Origin of the sequence: Exiguobacterium sp. USCH10, from assembly GCF_037619445.1 — a bacterium.
GTDB classification, from domain to species: domain Bacteria; phylum Bacillota; class Bacilli; order Exiguobacteriales; family Exiguobacteriaceae; genus Exiguobacterium; species Exiguobacterium aestuarii_A.
The window spans coordinates 83,653-99,516 of the sequence record NZ_JAQPZO010000006.1; the positions used below are offsets into that span (position 1 = coordinate 83,653).

Genomic DNA, 15,864 nt, shown 5'->3' on the forward strand with positions numbered 1-15,864 from the left:
TCAGCGAGATGGAAGATTTTAAAGGATTAGAAGAATTGATCATCATCAGCGGAATGAGCGGGGCTGGGAAGTCGGTCGCGATGAATAGTTTCGAGGATCTCGGCTATTTCTGTGTCGATAACTTGCCACCGGTACTTTTGCCACAATTGATTGATGTCATCAGCTCGGTCCGACCGAAAATCGCGGTCGCCATTGATACACGTACGAGAGATTTTATCGATAGCCTGTTCATCGTCATCGACGATTTAGAAAAGAAGAACGTACACCCACATCTTTTGTACTTAGAGACGCGTGACGATGTGCTCGTTCGTCGCTACAAAGAGACGCGACGCTCACATCCGCTCGCACCAGAGGATGCGCCACTCGTCGGCATCCAGATGGAGCGTGAATTGTTAGAAGGATTCCGGGACCGTGCCCATACGCTTTATGACACGAGTGACTTGAAACCACAGATGCTGAAGGACCGCATCTTGCAACAGTTCAACGAGGAACGCATCCCGTTCACGGTCAACTTTATGTCGTTCGGATTCAAACACGGGGTCCCGCTCGATGTGGACTTACTGTTTGATGTCCGCTTCATCACGAACCCGTTCTATATCCCTGAGCTGCGACCGCTCACGGGTCAGACGACGGAAGTGCAAGACTACGTCATGTCACATCCGGAAGCGCGGGCGTTTTATAAGAAGTTGATCGATATGCTCGAATTCCTGCTTCCGCAATATAAGCGGGAAGGGAAGACACAGATTGTCGTGGCGTTCGGTTGTACGGGTGGGAAACACCGTTCGATCACGTTCGCCGAGAAAGTGTCGGAGCATTTCGCGGAGCGCTACAACGTGAAGACGGTCCACCGTGACCTTGCCCACGCGACGAAGGAGAAATGATATGAGACGAGACCGGAAAGTAGTGGCCATCGGTGGAGGGACAGGGTTGTCCACCCTCGTCCGTGGCTTGAAGCATTATCCGCTCGACATCACCGCCATCGTCACGGTCGGGGACGACGGAGGCAGCTCAGGGCGCTTGCGCGACGAATTTCATATGTTGCCCCCGGGCGACATCCGAAACGTCATCCTGGCCCTGTCAGAAGTCGAGCCGTTGATGGATAAAATCTTACAGTATCGTTTCGACACGGGGTATGGCCTAGAAGGTCACTCGCTCGGGAACTTGATGCTGACGGCGGCGACGCATATTTGTGAGGGCTCGTTCGTCAAAGCGATCGACGTCATGTCGCAGCTCTTGAACGCACAAGGGAAAGTGTTGCCGGTGACGGAGACGCTCATGACGCTAGCGGCGGAGTTTGAGGATGGGACGATCGTCAAAGGCGAATCGAAGATCCCACTCCATCAGCAGCCAATCAAACGTCTGTTTTTACTCGAAGAAGGCATCAAGCCGGCCCCAGGGGTCGTGGAAGCGATCGAGTCGGCAGATGTCATCGTGCTCGGTCCCGGGAGTCTCTATACGAGCATCATCCCGAACCTACTCATCCCAGACGTGCGAGAAGCCATCGTCCGTTCACAAGTCCCGGTCGTCTACATTTGTAACGTCATGACACAACCGGGCGAGACGAAGGGCTATGACGCCATGAAACATTTAAAATCCATCGAAGCTTATCTCGGGAAGGCGTCGATTGATACGATCGTCGTCAATAATGAGCCAATCGATGAAGACTATTTGGAGCGTTACCTCGAGGACGGATCGGAAGAGGTCCGCTTCGACCGGAAGAAACTCCGAAACTATGGAACGAATGTCCTAGCGGGAGATATCGTCGATTACAACCGGGATTATATCCGTCACGACTCCGACGCCATCGCCGGACTCGTCATGCAACGGGTGCTTCGAATCAAGAAGCCGCGCTCGTTCCAGCAGTTAGAATTGAAATAAGAATTGTTTGAAAGACAGAAAGGAGGGGGACTCGATGAGCTTTGCATCAGATGTGAAGAAAGAATTGACACAACTTGAAGTGAATGACGCCGAGGCGAAAGCGGAATTGTCGGCACTCGTTCGGATGAACGGGGTCATCTCGCTCGCCCTAGGACGAGGCATGACGCTCGACGTCTCGACCGAAAACGCCTCGATCGCCCGTCGGATGTATTCGTTGATGAAACGCCTCTACGACCATCCATTAGATTTGTTCGTACGGAAGAAAATGCGTCTGAAAAAGAATAACGTCTACATCGTCCGTGTGTCACAGCACGCGGAGACGATGCTTCGTGACCTCGAGATTCTCGGGGAGCACTATGAGATGATTCGGACGTTGAACTCGGATATGACACGAGACGAGAACTTGGCACGTGCCTACTTGCGTGGGGCTTTCCTTGCCGGAGGATCAATCAACCATCCGAAGACGTCGTCGTATCACCTCGAAGTCTACAGCTTGTATGAAAACCATAACCAGGCGCTACGCGATTTGGCGAATCGGTTTGATTTGAATGCGAAGACGCTTGAACGGAAAAAAGGGCACATCCTCTATATGAAGGAGAGCGAGAAAATCTCAGACTTCCTCAAGTTGATCGGTGCGACACGGGGAATGCTCGAATTTGAGGATGCGCGCATCATCAAGGACATGCGCAACTCCGTCAACCGTCTCGTCAACTGTGAGACGGCCAACTTGAACAAGACGGTCGGGGCTGCGTTACGCCAAGTGGAGAATATCAAGTTCTTGGAGCGGACGGTCGGACTCGATGTCTTGCCGAAAAAACTTCGGGAAATCGCCGAACTACGCATCACGCATCAAGACGTCTCGTTACAAGAACTCGGGGAGATGCTCGAGTCAGGACCGATCTCGAAGTCTGGAATTAACCATCGACTTCGCAAAATTGACCAAATTGCCGAGCGTGTGCGGAGCGGCGACGAGATCGCCTCATCGTGACGCGGTTGCACCAAAACCATTCTTCCTATATAATAAGCAACTGGAATAGGTTTACTGAATAGGAATTAAAGGAGCTTCATCACTATGTCGAATGAAAAGAAAAGATTATCGCTCACGATTGACGCTAAGCTCGACCAAGTCATCACGGAGCGCGCAAAAGAAATCGGAATTCCGAAGAGTGCACTCGTCACGTTCGCAACAAGCCTTCTCTTGAACCAGCTTCGTGCAGAAGAGTTGTTGAACGGAGATAAGAACGCGATCTACGAAGTGATTCGTAAAGACTATGAATTGCTCACGAGCGTGAAAAATCTAGATACGAAATAATCAGGTTGACTTCGGTCAGCCTTTTTTAGTTGCATCTCACTCTGAAATTTGGAATAGTGGTGGTAATGAATTTGAACGGAGGTCGATCGAATGGGTCAAATCTTACTCATCCTATTGCTACAACTTATCTACGTCCCGGTGCTCACGCTCCGGACAATCATGCTCGTGAAAGGGAAGACCGTCATCGCGGGTCTGTTCGGGACGCTTGAAACACTCATCTACATCTTCGCACTCGGAATCGTATTCCAAGATTTGACGACGCTCGGTATGATCGTGTACGCAGTCGGATTCGGGCTCGGGATTTTACTCGGTGGCTACGTCGAACGTAAACTCGCCATCGGCTACAACATGATCCAAGTCCACACGAAAGAGTATCCGGCAGAGCTCATTCAACAGATGCGCGACAATGGCTACGGGGTGACACATTACCAAGGGCAAGGTCGAGACGGTGTCCGTTATCGTCTGGATGTTTTGGCAGCCCGTACACGGATGAAGGAATTGCGTGAACTCGTCGAGAAGCATGAGCCGAAGGCGTTTCTCGTCGCATTTGACCCGATCGACTTCAAAGGCGGCTATATGATGAAAGGACTGCGTCGTCCGAAATGACGCACACGACTCACGGAAGTGGGTCTTTTTTTGTTGGAGTAGGGATTTTACTGCACGATAGGGAATGAGTGAGGAAAGGAGATGAGACCGTGAAGCGTAATCGACGTTTTTGGATTGTATTGATTGGGTTACTTGTCGGTGTAGGGGTGATATATGTCGCCGTGTCTTGGTTCGGTGATGGGGACGACCCCGTCAAACCGCCGCTCCCGACGGTTCGTGTCGGCTCGGTGACGGCGGAAGTAGAACAATCGACGTATTGTTGGGAAGCCGGCAGTCGTGCGACATGCGCCGACTATGGCTTGCCGGAAGCGGATGACCTGCAACTGATCACGGTCAAACCGGGTGATGCGATTGACGTCGTCTATCATGCCGATCCGATGGAATCGAGCTTTTATCAGATTCGGGACGGGGAACTGGTTCCGGCTGAACCGGTCGTGCCGGACGAACCCGGGATTTATCTATTCGAAATCGGCGGGGAATGGGCGCAAGGCGATAGCCGATACGTATTCGGTGTCAGCGTGCCTGAAAACTAATGGTTGACCTGCCTCTTAGGGACGGCTGTACAGTGAAGATAGGAGGTGGGAACACAGTGATTCCGATTGGAAGAGTTTCGCATGTGACCGGATTGTCGGTCAAAGCCATCAAATTTTACGAAGGGCGCGGGTTGATTCGACCGACACGATCGGGCAACCAGTATCGGATGTACGGGATGGAAGAGATTCGACGCTTGAGTGAAATTAAACGATTACGTCAAATCGGGCTCAGTTTAGAGCAGATTCAATCAGGTCAGTCGACTGATACGCTACTTGAAACACGGTTATGTGAAGTCAGGAAAGAAATCGAACAGCTTTGCCAAATCGAGAGACAGATTCGGTCGATGCAGTCAGGAGGGGATGACATGAACATTCGATACGAAACATTACGTGAACCGATTACAGTCTATGGATATGGGAGTACGTTAGAAGAAATCCCGAAGGTTTGGGCCAGACTCCAACCAGAATTGACGACAGATGAGTCATACGGCGTCTGCCTCCCACAAGAGAACGGCTATGTGGCTGGCATGACGAAGCCTGTGAGTGGGGAAGGATCGCGACAAGTCGAACTGACCGAAGGGAACTATATCGTCGCGACGGTCGAAGGGGGTATCCCGATGATTCCTACAACGTACGAACAACTGTTGAACGTTCCAGACGTGACGCTTCGCGATGCGGTCGACTTTGAACGTTACATTCACGGTCAAGGTGGAGCGGACGACATGATTGAAGTCTGGATGCCAATCGAATAGAAAAAGACGTTTCCCGATTGATCGGGAAACGTCTTTTGTATGATTAGCGTGTCATGACTTTGTCGATGAGACCGTAGTCTTTCGCTTGGTCAGCTGCCATGAAGTAGTCACGCTCTGTGTCGCGCTCGATGACTTCAAGTGGCTGTCCAGTGTTCTCTGCCATGATTTGGTTCAATTTCTCACGCATTTTAATGATACGTTCTGCGTGAATCTTAATGTCTGACGCTTGGCCTTGTGTGCCGCCGAGCGGTTGGTGAATCATGATTTCCGCGTTCGGAAGTGCGAAGCGTTTTCCTTTTTCACCGGCTTGGAGCAAGAAGGCACCCATCGATGCAGCCATTCCGATACAAATCGTCGACACGTTCGGTTTGATGAAGTTCATCGTGTCGTAAATCGCCATACCCGCTGTGATCGAACCACCTGGGCTGTTGATGTAGAGCGAGATGTCCTTTTCTGGATCCTCAGCTGCGAGGAAGAGAAGCTGTGCGACGATTGAGTTCGCGACGTTGTCGTCAATCGCACTTCCGAGAAGGATGATACGGTCTTTGAGCAAGCGTGAGTAGATGTCGTACGCGCGCTCCCCACGGCCTGTCTGTTCGATAACTGTTGGAATTAACATTGAATCTGCCTCCTTTATGTAGGTTGTAAGTTCATCATACCTGTATAGTCAATGTTGGTCAAACGATAGTCATCGTTTTTCACCTATTCCACGATTTTCGCATCCTGAAACGAAAAAGAGGCCAGGCAATCTGCCTGACCTCTACATCTGATACACCCGGAGAGATTCGAACTCCCGACACCTGGCACCGGAAACCAGTGCTCTATCCCCTGAGCTACGGGTGCATGTGTGTGACACGAATTTATTATACATTTGTTTTATTGAAAAAGCAATCCTGTTCATTATCCTTTTTTGAGCGCAAGCGGAGCGGGTTCGTTACAATAGAGAAGAGGGGGGAGAACGATGCAACGGCAAGAACAAAAACAGGTACAACATCAACAGATGACGCAAGACCTTGTGCAACGGCTACCGGTGCTCGAGGCGGACCGTCTCGCGCTCTCGTTTCGTCTCGCACGTCTAGCGCGCCATAATCCAAACATTCATGTCGGGAGTGGGGACCTCGGTTGGGTAGCGGATGCGGCGAGCGCGTTCGAAGAGAAGCTGTTCACCCAGATTCGAGAAGGAAGCGGCAGCGACTCGGAGAAAGAGCTGAGACGACAGCTCGTCCTGTTGCTCGACCATCGGGGATTATTGCCGGATACGAATGAGGTGTTGGCGGAGCGGTTCGGTGTCGACGTGACTCAAATCGAACAAGCGAGACAGGCACTTTTATTTCTTGAACCGACGGGGATCGGGGCGAGAACGGAACGAGAGTGTCAGTACCGCCATGCGATTGAACATGAGGACCCACGCGTCGTCGATGTATTTGATGCGATTGAGAGTGGCGTGAGCCAAAAACAGATGGCGAGCGTGCTCGCAATTTCAGATGAAGAGCTCGCCCGTTTAGAGCGAATTGTCGCGACACTACCAAAACGTCCATTATTATATGAAGAAACGGGGCACGTGTTTCCCGAAGTCGAAGTACGTTACGAAGATGGAGAGCTTGTCACGACGTGGCTCAGCCCGGAACTTGACACGACGCGAGTCGGCAATGACCGCGAGGCGAAATGGTGGATGACGTCCCTTGCGATGCGGAACGAGACGTTACGTGAGATATGGGCTGTTATCGCGTCACGTCAGATCGAGTGGCTGAAAGGAGAACTTGTCCTCAATCCACTGACCCGTCGGACCGTCGCACAACAAATCGGCAAGCACGAATCAACAGTCGGGCGTGCCATTCAAGGGAAGTTTGCGAAGACTGAAGGCGGAATCATGGAATGGAAACACTTTTTCGTTCGGTCGACGAGTCATGGACATTCACCGTTCATGATCAAGCGGACGCTCGCAGAACTGATTCAACGGGAGAAGACCCCGCAAAGTGATCAGGCACTGGCGGACGAACTCGCCCGATACGGCTATCCAGTGACGAGACGGACCGTGACGAACTATCGGGAAGAACTCGGATTCGGCAACTCACGTGAGCGTGAGTGGCAGTTATGGAAGGGATGACGAAAATGAAACTAACTTTATATAAACGTGACAATTGTTCGCTCTGTGACGAGGCGCTTGTCATGCTCGAATGGCTACAGGAGGATTATCCGATCGAACTCGAACAGATTGATATTACGGGAGATGAGGATCTCGAGGCGAAGTACCTCTTCGAAATCCCCGTTCTCATACACGAAGGAGAAGTCATCAGTCAAGGGCGATATGATGACAACAAAGTTGAAGATTTTGTTAAGTATACGCTTACATCGAAAAAAAACGTTTGAAGGGGTTGCCAGACGGAAAAGTGATTGATAAGATGAACTCGTAGCGGTGGGACGCAAATAAAAAAGTGGGACAAAAATTGTCCACACTGAAAGTCGAGGGGGTAAGAGCATGATCCAGCAACTGATTCACGTTCAGAAGCAAATTGTCCCTGACCTGCTCGATACGCTCCGACATCGTTACGATATCTTACACTATGTCCGCTTGATGCAGCCGATTGGCCGCAGGACACTCGCAACGAGTTTGGGACTGACCGAACGGGTACTCAGACGAGAAGTCGACTTTTTGAAAGACCAAGGTCTTCTTTACGTCGCTACTCAAGGAATTTCCCTCAGTGAGACGGGACGAAACGTCTTACGGGACTTGCACGAGATCATGGGAGAACTTCTCGGGATCTCAGAAGTGGCAAGAGAGCTCGAAGAGAAATTAGGGGTTCGCCAAGTCGTCATCGTACCGGGTGATTCAGATGAGACATTCTGGGTCCAACGCGATATCGGACGGGCAGCGGTCACGCAGTTAAAAGCGCGGCTCGCACCGGATGATAACGTGATTGCGGTAACGGGTGGAACGACAATGGCATCGGTTGCGGCGATGATGTCGCCCGATAAAAAAGAACGCCCGATGCATTTTGTGCCCGCACGCGGAGGTCTTGGAGAAACGCTTGAACTTCAAGCGAATACCGTCTGCTCACGCATGGCGGACCGGGCCCACGCAGACTATCATCTTCTACATATTCCGGATGAGGTGTCACAAGAGACGTTCGACCGGATGGTGGAGGAACCTAGTATTAAAAATGTACTGGAAATGATTAGAGCGGCGCGAATTGTGGTACATGGAATTGGTGAGGCAGAAACGATGGCAAAACGCCGTCACGCATCACCGGAGCATTTGCGGATGATTGAACGGCATGACGCCGTCGCCGAAGCATTCGGATATTATTTCAATGCGGAAGGTGAGATCGTCCATCGCGTCAAGACGGTCGGGATCCAACTCGAAGAGCTGGATGACATGGATACCGTCATCGCGGTTGCCGGAGGGAAATCGAAGGCACAGGCGATCGCCGCTTATGCGAAACACACGTCGAACATCATCCTCGTCACAGACGAAGGTGCGGCGAAAGAATTATTAACTTGTTATTAAAGAGTTGACCCCCCGTTGGCTCTTCAATAAATAGCTTCTACCCTAAGGAGGAAATTAACATGGCAGTAAAAGTTGGTATTAACGGATTTGGACGTATCGGTCGTTTGGCATTCCGCGAGATCATCAAAAACGAAGGAATCGAAGTTGTTGCAATCAACGACTTGACAGACACGAAGATGCTTGCACACCTTCTCAAGTATGACACGACTCAAGGTCGTTTCGACGGAGAAGTTGAAGTACACGACGATCACTTCCTCGTAAACGGAGAGAAAGTTATCACGCTCGCTAACCGTAACCCTGAAGAACTTCCATGGGGAGACCTCGGTGTAGACATCGTTCTCGAATGTACTGGATTCTTCACTTCTAAAGAAAAAGCTGAGCTTCACTTGAAAGCTGGCGCGAAGAAAGTTGTTATCTCGGCTCCTGCTACAGGTGACATGAAGACTGTTGTTTACAACACAAACCACGACATCCTCGATGGTACTGAAACAGTCATCTCAGGTGCTTCTTGTACAACAAACTGCTTGGCACCAATGGCTAAAGTACTTCAAGACCAGTTCGGAATCGTTGAAGGTCTCATGACGACGATCCACGCTTACACTGGCGACCAAAACACACTTGACGCTCCACACCCGAAAGGTGACTTCCGTCGTGCGCGTGCAGCTGCAGCGAACATCGTTCCTAACACAACAGGTGCTGCTAAAGCAATCGGTCTCGTAATCCCTGAACTTCAAGGAAAACTTGACGGTGCTGCACAACGTGTACCAGTTGCTACAGGTTCACTCACTGAGCTCGTAACTGTACTCGACAAGCAAGTATCTGTTGACGAAGTAAACGCAGCGATGAAAGCAGCGGCAAACGAGTCATTCGGTTACACTGAAGACGAAATCGTTTCTTCTGACATCATCGGAATCACATACGGTTCACTCTTCGACGCGACTCAAACAAAAGTTATGACAGTTGGCGACAAGCAACTCGTTAAAACAGTTTCTTGGTACGACAACGAAATGTCTTACACTGCACAATTGGTTCGCACAGTTAAGCACTTCGCTAACATCGCGAAGTAATTTCGTGAACTAAATAGAATCAAATAGGAGCGGAAACAAGAGATTGTTCTCCGCTCTATTTATGAAATGACACGCACGACATATGGAGGCGAAAGTTATGAACAAACAGTCTATTCGTGACATCGATGTAAAAGGGAAACGCGTCTTTTGCCGCGTTGACTTCAACGTTCCACTCAAAGATGGCGTCATCCAAGACGAAACTCGGATCCAAGCCGCACTTCCAACGATCAAGCACTTGCTTGACGGTGGTGCGAAACTCGTCCTTGCGAGCCACCTCGGCCGTCCGAAAGGCGAGAAGAACTCTGAGTTCTCACTTGCTCCAGTAGCGAAGCGTCTCGCTGAGCTCCTCGGAAAAGATGTACCGCTCGTCGAAGAAGCATACGGCCCGGTCGCAGAAGAAGCGGTCGCTAAACTCTCTGAAGGCGATGTCGTCGTTTTAGAGAACGTTCGTTTCTACCCAGGTGAAACGAAAAACGACGCTGAACTTGCAAAAGGATTCGCAGCACTTGCTGACGTATACGTCAACGACGCGTTCGGCGCGGCTCACCGTGCACACGCTTCAACTGAAGGGATTGCACACCACGTGGACACAGCCGTTGCTGGTCTCTTGATGGAAAAAGAACTTGAAGTTCTCGGTAAAGCTCTTTCTAACCCAGACCGTCCGTTCACGGCGATTATCGGTGGGTCGAAAGTAGCGGACAAGATTGGGGTCATCGACCACCTTCTTGACATCGTTGACACACTCATCATTGGTGGCGGACTCTCGTACACGTTCTCGAAAGCACTCGGGCACGAAGTCGGAACGTCACTCCTTGAAGAGGATAAGCTTGACCTCGCTCGTCAATTCATGAAGAAAGCAGAAGACAAAGGCGTGAAATTCTTGATGCCAATCGACTGTGTCATCACGAAAGAATTCGGCGAAGAAACGTATGTCGGCCCAGTCGATATTGACTCGATCCCAGCGGATCACATGAGTCTTGATATCGGACCGAAGACAGTCGAACTTTACGCGGATGCGATTCGCGAATCGAAACTTGTCGTATGGAACGGACCGATGGGCGTATTCGAACTCGATAAATACGCAAACGGAACGAAAGGTGTCGCTCAAGCACTTGCAGATAGCGATGCATATTCAATCATCGGTGGTGGCGACTCAGCCGCTGCAGCAGCCAAGTTTGGTCTTGCTGACAAGATGAGTCACATTTCAACTGGTGGTGGCGCGTCACTCGAATTCATGGAAGGCAAAAAACTTCCAGGTGTCGAGGCGCTTAACGACAAGTAATTTAGAGGAGGGTTATCGATGCGTAAACCGATTATTGCAGGTAACTGGAAAATGAACAAAACACTCTCGGAAGCTGTCGCTTTCGTAGAGGAAGTTAAAAACAACATTCCGTCTACTGACAAAGTAGATGCAGCGATTGGTGCTCCGGCACTTTTCCTCGCACCGATGGTAGAAGCAGCTAAAGGGTCAAACTTGAAGCTCGGTGCACAAAACATGTACGACAAAGATAGCGGTGCATACACTGGCGAAATCAGCCCAGCTATGGTCGCTGACCTCGGCGTGACTTACGTCATCCTCGGTCACTCAGAACGTCGCGAGTACTTCGGCGAATCAGATGCGTTCATCAACAGCAAAACGAAAAAAGCGTTCGAACACGGTCTTACGCCAATCGTTTGTGTCGGTGAAACACTTGAAGAGCGCGAAGGCGACAAGTTCGAAGAAGTCATCAAAACACAAGTCGAAGGCGGTCTCGCTGACCTCTCTGCTGACCAAGTCAAACAACTCGTCATCGCGTACGAGCCAGTTTGGGCAATCGGTACAGGTAAATCAGCAGACGAAGCTGACGCACAAAGCTCTTGTAAGTATGTTCGCGACGTGGTGAAAGGTCTTTACGGCGAAGACGTGGCGGCTGCGGTACGCATCCAATACGGTGGATCTGTAAAACCTGAGAACATCAAAGAGTACATGGCACAAGAAGACATCGACGGCGCACTCGTCGGCGGTGCTTCACTCGAAGCCGCTTCGTTCCTCAAATTGTTGGAGGCGATTTAAATGGCTAGACCAGTCGCACTCATCATCTTAGATGGTTTCGGGATGCGTGACGAATCGTTCGGTAACGCGGTCATGGCTGCGGACAAACCGAACTTCGATCGCTACTGGGAGCAGTATCCACATACGCTCTTAAACGCAAAAGGCGAGTACGTCGGTCTTCCAGAAGGACAGATGGGGAACTCGGAAGTCGGGCACTTGAATATCGGTGCCGGTCGAGTCGTCTATCAGTCACTCTCACGCGTCAACAACGCAATCAAAGACCGTTCGCTTTTTGATCGTCAAGCGATGAACCATTTGGCAGGACATGTGAAGAAACATGACTCGAGCCTCCATATCATGGGCCTCGTGTCAGATGGCGGGATTCACTCGCACATCAATCACATGTTTGCGATCGTTGAGTTCGCAAAACTCCACGGCATCGAAAAAGTGTACATTCACGCTTTCACGGACGGCCGTGACTGTGATCCGAAGTCAGGTGCTGGTTTCCTCAAGGAAACAGAAGAAAAGCTCGCTGAACTCGGTGTCGGTCAAGTCGCTAGCGTGTCTGGTCGCTACTATGCCATGGACCGCGACAACCGTTGGGAGCGCGTCGAGAAAGTATACGACGTCCTCGTAAACGGAAAAGGCGAAGTCGGTGCGGACCCAGTCGAGGTTCTCAAGAAGTCGTATGAGAACGATTTGACGGATGAGTTCGTCTTACCGACGGTCATCGAAAAAGATGGCAAGCCGGTCGCAACAATTCAAGACAACGATGCGATCATGTTCTTCAACTTCCGTCCGGACCGGGCGATCCAACTCGCGAAAGTGTTTAAAGAGAAAGCGGGCTTCAACGGCTTCGAACTCTCAAGCACACACCCTGAGAACATCTTACTCGTCTCGATGACGAAGTTCTCGGATGACGTCGACACAGACATCGTCTTCCCACCGGAAGATTTGAAAAACACACTCGGGGAAACACTCTCTGCGCAAGGATACAAACAGCTCCGTGCCGCAGAAACAGAGAAGTACCCACACGTCACGTTCTTCTTGAATGGACAAAAAGAACAGCCATTCGAAGGCGAGGATCGTCTCCTCGTACCTTCACCGAAAGTCGCGACATACGACTTGCAACCAGAAATGAGTGCGTACGAACTCACAGAGGGCTTGCTCGAGCGTATCGAGTCGGATGAGTATGATGCATACATCATCAACTTCGCGAACCCGGATATGGTTGGTCACTCAGGTAAGCTTGAGCCGACGAAGAAAGCGATCGAAGCAGTCGATGAATGCCTCGGTAAAGTAGTGGACGCATTACTTGCTAAAGGTGGCGCGGCCATCATCACAGCAGACCACGGGAACGCAGACATCGTCACGAACCCGGACGGCTCGCCGATGACGGCGCATACGACGGAACCTGTTCCATGTATCATCACAAAAGAGGGAGTCGAACTGAAACCAGTTCTCGAAGGCGCACTTTGCGACCTCGCCCCAACGCTTCTCGACCTTCTCGGTGGAGAGCAACCAGCTGAAATGACTGGTTCATCAATCGTTACAAAATCATAAAACTATTTTTCATACGAAAAGGAGCGATTTTTCATGTCAATGATTACAGAAATTTACGCACGCGAGATTTTAGATTCACGCGGTAACCCATCAGTAGAAGTAGAAGTCTTCACAGAAGACGGCGGTTTCGGCCGTGCCCTCGTCCCATCAGGCGCATCAACAGGTGAGCACGAAGCAGTTGAGCTTCGCGATGGCGACAAGTCACGTTACCTCGGTAAAGGTGTCTTGAAAGCAGTTGCGAACGTGAACGACACGATTGCACCAGAACTCATCGGCTACGATGTTTTCGACCAAAACGCAATCGATGCGAAAATGATCGAACTCGACGGTACGCCAAACAAAGCTAAACTTGGTGCAAACGCAATCCTCGGTGTGTCAATGGCAGCAGCTCACGCAGCAGCAGATGAGCTTGGTCTCCCACTTTACACATACCTCGGTGGATTCAACGCGAAGACACTTCCAACACCAATGATGAACATCATCAACGGTGGTTCGCACGCGGACAACAACGTGGACTTCCAAGAGTTCATGATCATGCCTGTTGGCGCGCCAACATTCCGTGAAGCGCTCCGTATGGGTGCTGAAGTATTCCACGCCCTCAAATCAGTTCTTTCTGGTATGGGTCTTAACACAGCTGTTGGTGACGAAGGTGGTTTCGCACCAAACTTGAAATCTAACGAAGAAGCGATCACAGTTATCCTTGAAGCGATCGAAAAAGCTGGTTACAAACCAGGCGAAGACGTCTACCTCGCAATGGACGTTGCATCTTCTGAGTTCTACGACAAGTCAACTGGTAAATACGAACTCGCTGGCGAAGGTAAGTCACTCACAACTGCTGAGCTTGTAGACTTCTACGCTGAGCTCGTTGACAAGTACCCAATCCTCTCAATCGAAGATGGTTGTGACGAAAACGACTGGGATGGCCACAAGCTTCTCACAGACAAAATCGGACACAAAGTTCAACTCGTTGGGGATGACCTCTTCGTAACGAACACATCTAAACTTGCTGAAGGTATCGAAAAAGGAATCGCAAACTCGATCCTCATCAAAGTTAACCAAATCGGTACGCTCACAGAAACATTCGACGCGATCGAAATGGCTAAAAAAGCTGGTTACACAGCAGTTGTCTCACACCGTTCTGGTGAAACAGAAGACGCGACAATCGCGGACATCGCTGTTGCGACAAACGCTGGACAAATCAAAACTGGTTCACTTTCACGTACAGACCGTATCGCGAAATACAACCAACTTCTCCGCATCGAAGACATGCTCGGCGATGTAGCGAAATACGACGGTATCAAGTCGTTCTACAACCTCAAAAAATAATTGATTGTTTCAGGCTCGCCAAATGGCGGGCCTGTTTTTTTGTGGATGAAGAAGATATTCATCAGACGGGGGGGACGCTTTCTTGAGTTGATGCGGAGTCATCCTTGCATCACTCTCCTTAAGGAGTCGCCCCCCGCCGTCTGATTACTAAATTTGCATAATACAAATACTATGTACAATTTTTATTTAATTATTTGATAATAATCATGGGAGAACATAATTTATCAAAAAACTTATATTGTAAATAAAAAATTAAGAAGTATAAAAAAAGTAATTATTATAATAAAAATGTATAATTGTGAGTAACCTCATTAATTATAATTATATTTAATAAATAGGATGGTGTTGTAATGAGTACCTTAACAAAAAAATTGATTAAATATAAAGAAGATAAAGAATTGTTAAATTTATTTAGGAACGCGATTGAAAATGAAATTACCCACTTGTTTATAGGATTAAATCATATCGAAAGAGACATTTTGAACGCTAGGTATTCTTCACAAGAAAATCAAACTCCAGAAGAGCAACTTTTTAATCATCAAATGGAAGGGCGAAATTTTCTTTATGAAATTTTACCTTTTTTAAATGAATTTAATCTTTCTATTAAAGAAGTTACTATGTACGAAAGTGAAATTTGGGATGATGAAGGTAATTTTGAAACAACTGAAAATTTATATGACGTAAGGGACATAGTTGAGCTGATAAGGAAAATGGATGACTATTTGTATTTTGTTGCCATGGTCTACTTACAACAGAACGCAAATGATCATAGGCATCAGATGTATCCGATCTCAATTAGAGTTTCAACTGTGCTTCGTCAATTAGGGATTAAGATTCCTAGATATGCAAAAACTATATTCATAGCGATGTCTTTTAATCCACAATTATCAGAAGTCAGAAAATCAATATCTGACACCGTAATAAGAAATGGGTTTAAGCCTTTAATTATTGATTCAAAAGAGCACACCAACCAAATTGTCCCAGAAATTTTTTATGAAATCGAAAATGCGGAATTTGTAATTGCTGATTTGACAGACCATAAGAATGGAGTATATTACGAAGCGGGATATGCGAAAGGGATTGGGAAAGAGGTGATTTTCACATGTCACACTGATGATTTTGAAAAAAGACATTTTGATGTGGCTCAAACTAATACTATTGTATGGAAAAATATTTCTGAACTAAGTGATATGTTATCAAACAGAATTGAAGCAATTTATATAAATGAATAATTTTTGTTTGATTGTTATGATCATATTTAATTTTAAAATTTATTAAAAGAGGGTT

General features: G+C 48.8%; 17 protein-coding genes and 1 tRNA gene. 16 read left to right on the plus strand and 2 right to left on the minus strand.

Annotation, left to right across the window (positions count from 1 at the left end):
- Nucleotides 1-8 precede the first annotated feature (8 nt).
- From rapZ to PQI28_RS10780, 7 genes are all read left to right on the plus strand, one after another.
- Entirely contained in the window at nt 9-881 is an 873-nt protein-coding gene (rapZ, locus tag PQI28_RS10750; protein WP_074033636.1) for an RNase adapter RapZ, read from the plus strand.
- A 1-nt stretch (nt 882) separates the two neighbouring features.
- Nucleotides 883-1,878 carry a gluconeogenesis factor YvcK family protein gene (locus PQI28_RS10755; RefSeq protein WP_339963272.1) on the plus strand — a complete coding sequence of 332 codons (996 nt, stop codon included), beginning with the start codon at nt 883-885 and terminating at the stop codon, nt 1,876-1,878.
- A gap of 34 nt (nt 1,879-1,912) precedes the next feature.
- Nucleotides 1,913-2,866 (plus strand): DNA-binding protein WhiA, encoded by a 954-nt coding sequence (whiA, locus tag PQI28_RS10760; RefSeq protein WP_339963273.1) that lies wholly within the window; start codon nt 1,913-1,915, stop codon nt 2,864-2,866.
- 84 nt (nt 2,867-2,950) lie between these two features.
- Nucleotides 2,951-3,190 (plus strand): CopG family transcriptional regulator, encoded by a 240-nt coding sequence (locus PQI28_RS10765; protein ID WP_074033629.1) that lies wholly within the window; start codon nt 2,951-2,953, stop codon nt 3,188-3,190.
- A gap of 90 nt (nt 3,191-3,280) precedes the next feature.
- Entirely contained in the window at nt 3,281-3,796 is a 516-nt protein-coding gene (locus tag PQI28_RS10770) for a DUF2179 domain-containing protein (protein WP_074033625.1), read from the plus strand.
- Nucleotides 3,797-3,885: 89 nt separating this feature from the next.
- Entirely contained in the window at nt 3,886-4,329 is a 444-nt protein-coding gene (locus PQI28_RS10775; RefSeq protein ID WP_339963274.1) for a hypothetical protein, read from the plus strand.
- A 56-nt stretch (nt 4,330-4,385) separates the two neighbouring features.
- Nucleotides 4,386-5,081, plus strand: a complete 696-nt coding sequence (locus PQI28_RS10780; RefSeq protein WP_214785841.1) for a MerR family transcriptional regulator — start codon at nt 4,386-4,388, stop codon at nt 5,079-5,081.
- Nucleotides 5,082-5,124: 43 nt separating this feature from the next.
- Here PQI28_RS10780 and clpP read toward each other — a convergent pair whose 3' ends face one another.
- Both clpP and PQI28_RS10790 read right to left on the minus strand, forming a co-directional pair.
- A complete protein-coding gene (gene clpP / locus PQI28_RS10785) occupies nt 5,125-5,700 on the minus strand; it encodes an ATP-dependent Clp endopeptidase proteolytic subunit ClpP (protein WP_012726916.1) in 576 nt (191 codons plus the stop codon).
- 151 nt (nt 5,701-5,851) lie between these two features.
- Nucleotides 5,852-5,924, minus strand: a tRNA-Arg gene (locus PQI28_RS10790).
- Nucleotides 5,925-6,042: 118 nt separating this feature from the next.
- Here PQI28_RS10790 and PQI28_RS10795 point away from each other — a divergent pair.
- The 9 genes from PQI28_RS10795 (at nt 6,043) to PQI28_RS10835 (ending at nt 15,809) form a co-directional block, all read left to right on the plus strand.
- Nucleotides 6,043-7,188, plus strand: a complete 1,146-nt coding sequence (locus tag PQI28_RS10795) for an RNA polymerase factor sigma-54 (RefSeq protein ID WP_339963275.1) — start codon at nt 6,043-6,045, stop codon at nt 7,186-7,188.
- A 5-nt stretch (nt 7,189-7,193) separates the two neighbouring features.
- Nucleotides 7,194-7,451 (plus strand): glutaredoxin family protein, encoded by a 258-nt coding sequence (locus tag PQI28_RS10800; RefSeq protein WP_074033610.1) that lies wholly within the window; start codon nt 7,194-7,196, stop codon nt 7,449-7,451.
- 109 nt (nt 7,452-7,560) lie between these two features.
- Nucleotides 7,561-8,589 carry a sugar-binding transcriptional regulator gene (locus PQI28_RS10805; RefSeq protein WP_012726913.1) on the plus strand — a complete coding sequence of 343 codons (1,029 nt, stop codon included), beginning with the start codon at nt 7,561-7,563 and terminating at the stop codon, nt 8,587-8,589.
- A 59-nt stretch (nt 8,590-8,648) separates the two neighbouring features.
- Nucleotides 8,649-9,656 (plus strand): type I glyceraldehyde-3-phosphate dehydrogenase, encoded by a 1,008-nt coding sequence (gene gap / locus PQI28_RS10810; protein WP_224861719.1) that lies wholly within the window; start codon nt 8,649-8,651, stop codon nt 9,654-9,656.
- Between the two features lie 97 nt (nt 9,657-9,753).
- Entirely contained in the window at nt 9,754-10,938 is a 1,185-nt protein-coding gene (locus PQI28_RS10815; RefSeq protein ID WP_339963276.1) for a phosphoglycerate kinase, read from the plus strand.
- A gap of 18 nt (nt 10,939-10,956) precedes the next feature.
- Nucleotides 10,957-11,709, plus strand: coding sequence for a triose-phosphate isomerase (gene tpiA / locus PQI28_RS10820; protein WP_034778525.1), 753 nt, complete (start codon nt 10,957-10,959; stop codon nt 11,707-11,709).
- On the plus strand, nt 11,710-13,251 hold the full coding sequence (gene gpmI / locus PQI28_RS10825; RefSeq protein WP_339963277.1) for a 2,3-bisphosphoglycerate-independent phosphoglycerate mutase: 1,542 nt from the start codon (nt 11,710-11,712) through the stop codon (nt 13,249-13,251).
- Nucleotides 13,252-13,284: 33 nt separating this feature from the next.
- On the plus strand, nt 13,285-14,577 hold the full coding sequence (eno, locus tag PQI28_RS10830) for a phosphopyruvate hydratase (protein ID WP_012726908.1): 1,293 nt from the start codon (nt 13,285-13,287) through the stop codon (nt 14,575-14,577).
- A 350-nt stretch (nt 14,578-14,927) separates the two neighbouring features.
- The gene (locus tag PQI28_RS10835) at nt 14,928-15,809 is read left to right on the plus strand and encodes a hypothetical protein (protein ID WP_339963279.1); all 882 of its coding nucleotides are present in this window, start codon (nt 14,928-14,930) and stop codon (nt 15,807-15,809) included.
- Nucleotides 15,810-15,864: the final 55 nt, after the last annotated feature.

What these genes read in the sequence shown, in the direction of transcription:
- rapZ (WP_074033636.1), top strand. Translation starts at nt 9, where the DNA reads ATGGAAGATTTTAAAGGATTAGAAGAATTGATCATCATCAGCGGAATG.
- PQI28_RS10755 (WP_339963272.1), top strand. Translation starts at nt 883, where the DNA reads ATGAGACGAGACCGGAAAGTAGTGGCCATCGGTGGAGGGACAGGGTTG.
- whiA (WP_339963273.1), top strand. Translation starts at nt 1,913, where the DNA reads ATGAGCTTTGCATCAGATGTGAAGAAAGAATTGACACAACTTGAAGTG.
- PQI28_RS10765 (WP_074033629.1), top strand. Translation starts at nt 2,951, where the DNA reads ATGTCGAATGAAAAGAAAAGATTATCGCTCACGATTGACGCTAAGCTC.
- PQI28_RS10770 (WP_074033625.1), top strand. Translation starts at nt 3,281, where the DNA reads ATGGGTCAAATCTTACTCATCCTATTGCTACAACTTATCTACGTCCCG.
- clpP (WP_012726916.1), bottom strand. Translation starts at nt 5,700, where the DNA reads ATGTTAATTCCAACAGTTATCGAACAGACAGGCCGTGGGGAGCGCGCG.
- PQI28_RS10795 (WP_339963275.1), top strand. Translation starts at nt 6,043, where the DNA reads ATGCAACGGCAAGAACAAAAACAGGTACAACATCAACAGATGACGCAA.
- PQI28_RS10800 (WP_074033610.1), top strand. Translation starts at nt 7,194, where the DNA reads ATGAAACTAACTTTATATAAACGTGACAATTGTTCGCTCTGTGACGAG.
- PQI28_RS10805 (WP_012726913.1), top strand. Translation starts at nt 7,561, where the DNA reads ATGATCCAGCAACTGATTCACGTTCAGAAGCAAATTGTCCCTGACCTG.
- gap (WP_224861719.1), top strand. Translation starts at nt 8,649, where the DNA reads ATGGCAGTAAAAGTTGGTATTAACGGATTTGGACGTATCGGTCGTTTG.
- PQI28_RS10815 (WP_339963276.1), top strand. Translation starts at nt 9,754, where the DNA reads ATGAACAAACAGTCTATTCGTGACATCGATGTAAAAGGGAAACGCGTC.
- tpiA (WP_034778525.1), top strand. Translation starts at nt 10,957, where the DNA reads ATGCGTAAACCGATTATTGCAGGTAACTGGAAAATGAACAAAACACTC.
- gpmI (WP_339963277.1), top strand. Translation starts at nt 11,710, where the DNA reads ATGGCTAGACCAGTCGCACTCATCATCTTAGATGGTTTCGGGATGCGT.
- eno (WP_012726908.1), top strand. Translation starts at nt 13,285, where the DNA reads ATGTCAATGATTACAGAAATTTACGCACGCGAGATTTTAGATTCACGC.
- PQI28_RS10835 (WP_339963279.1), top strand. Translation starts at nt 14,928, where the DNA reads ATGAGTACCTTAACAAAAAAATTGATTAAATATAAAGAAGATAAAGAA.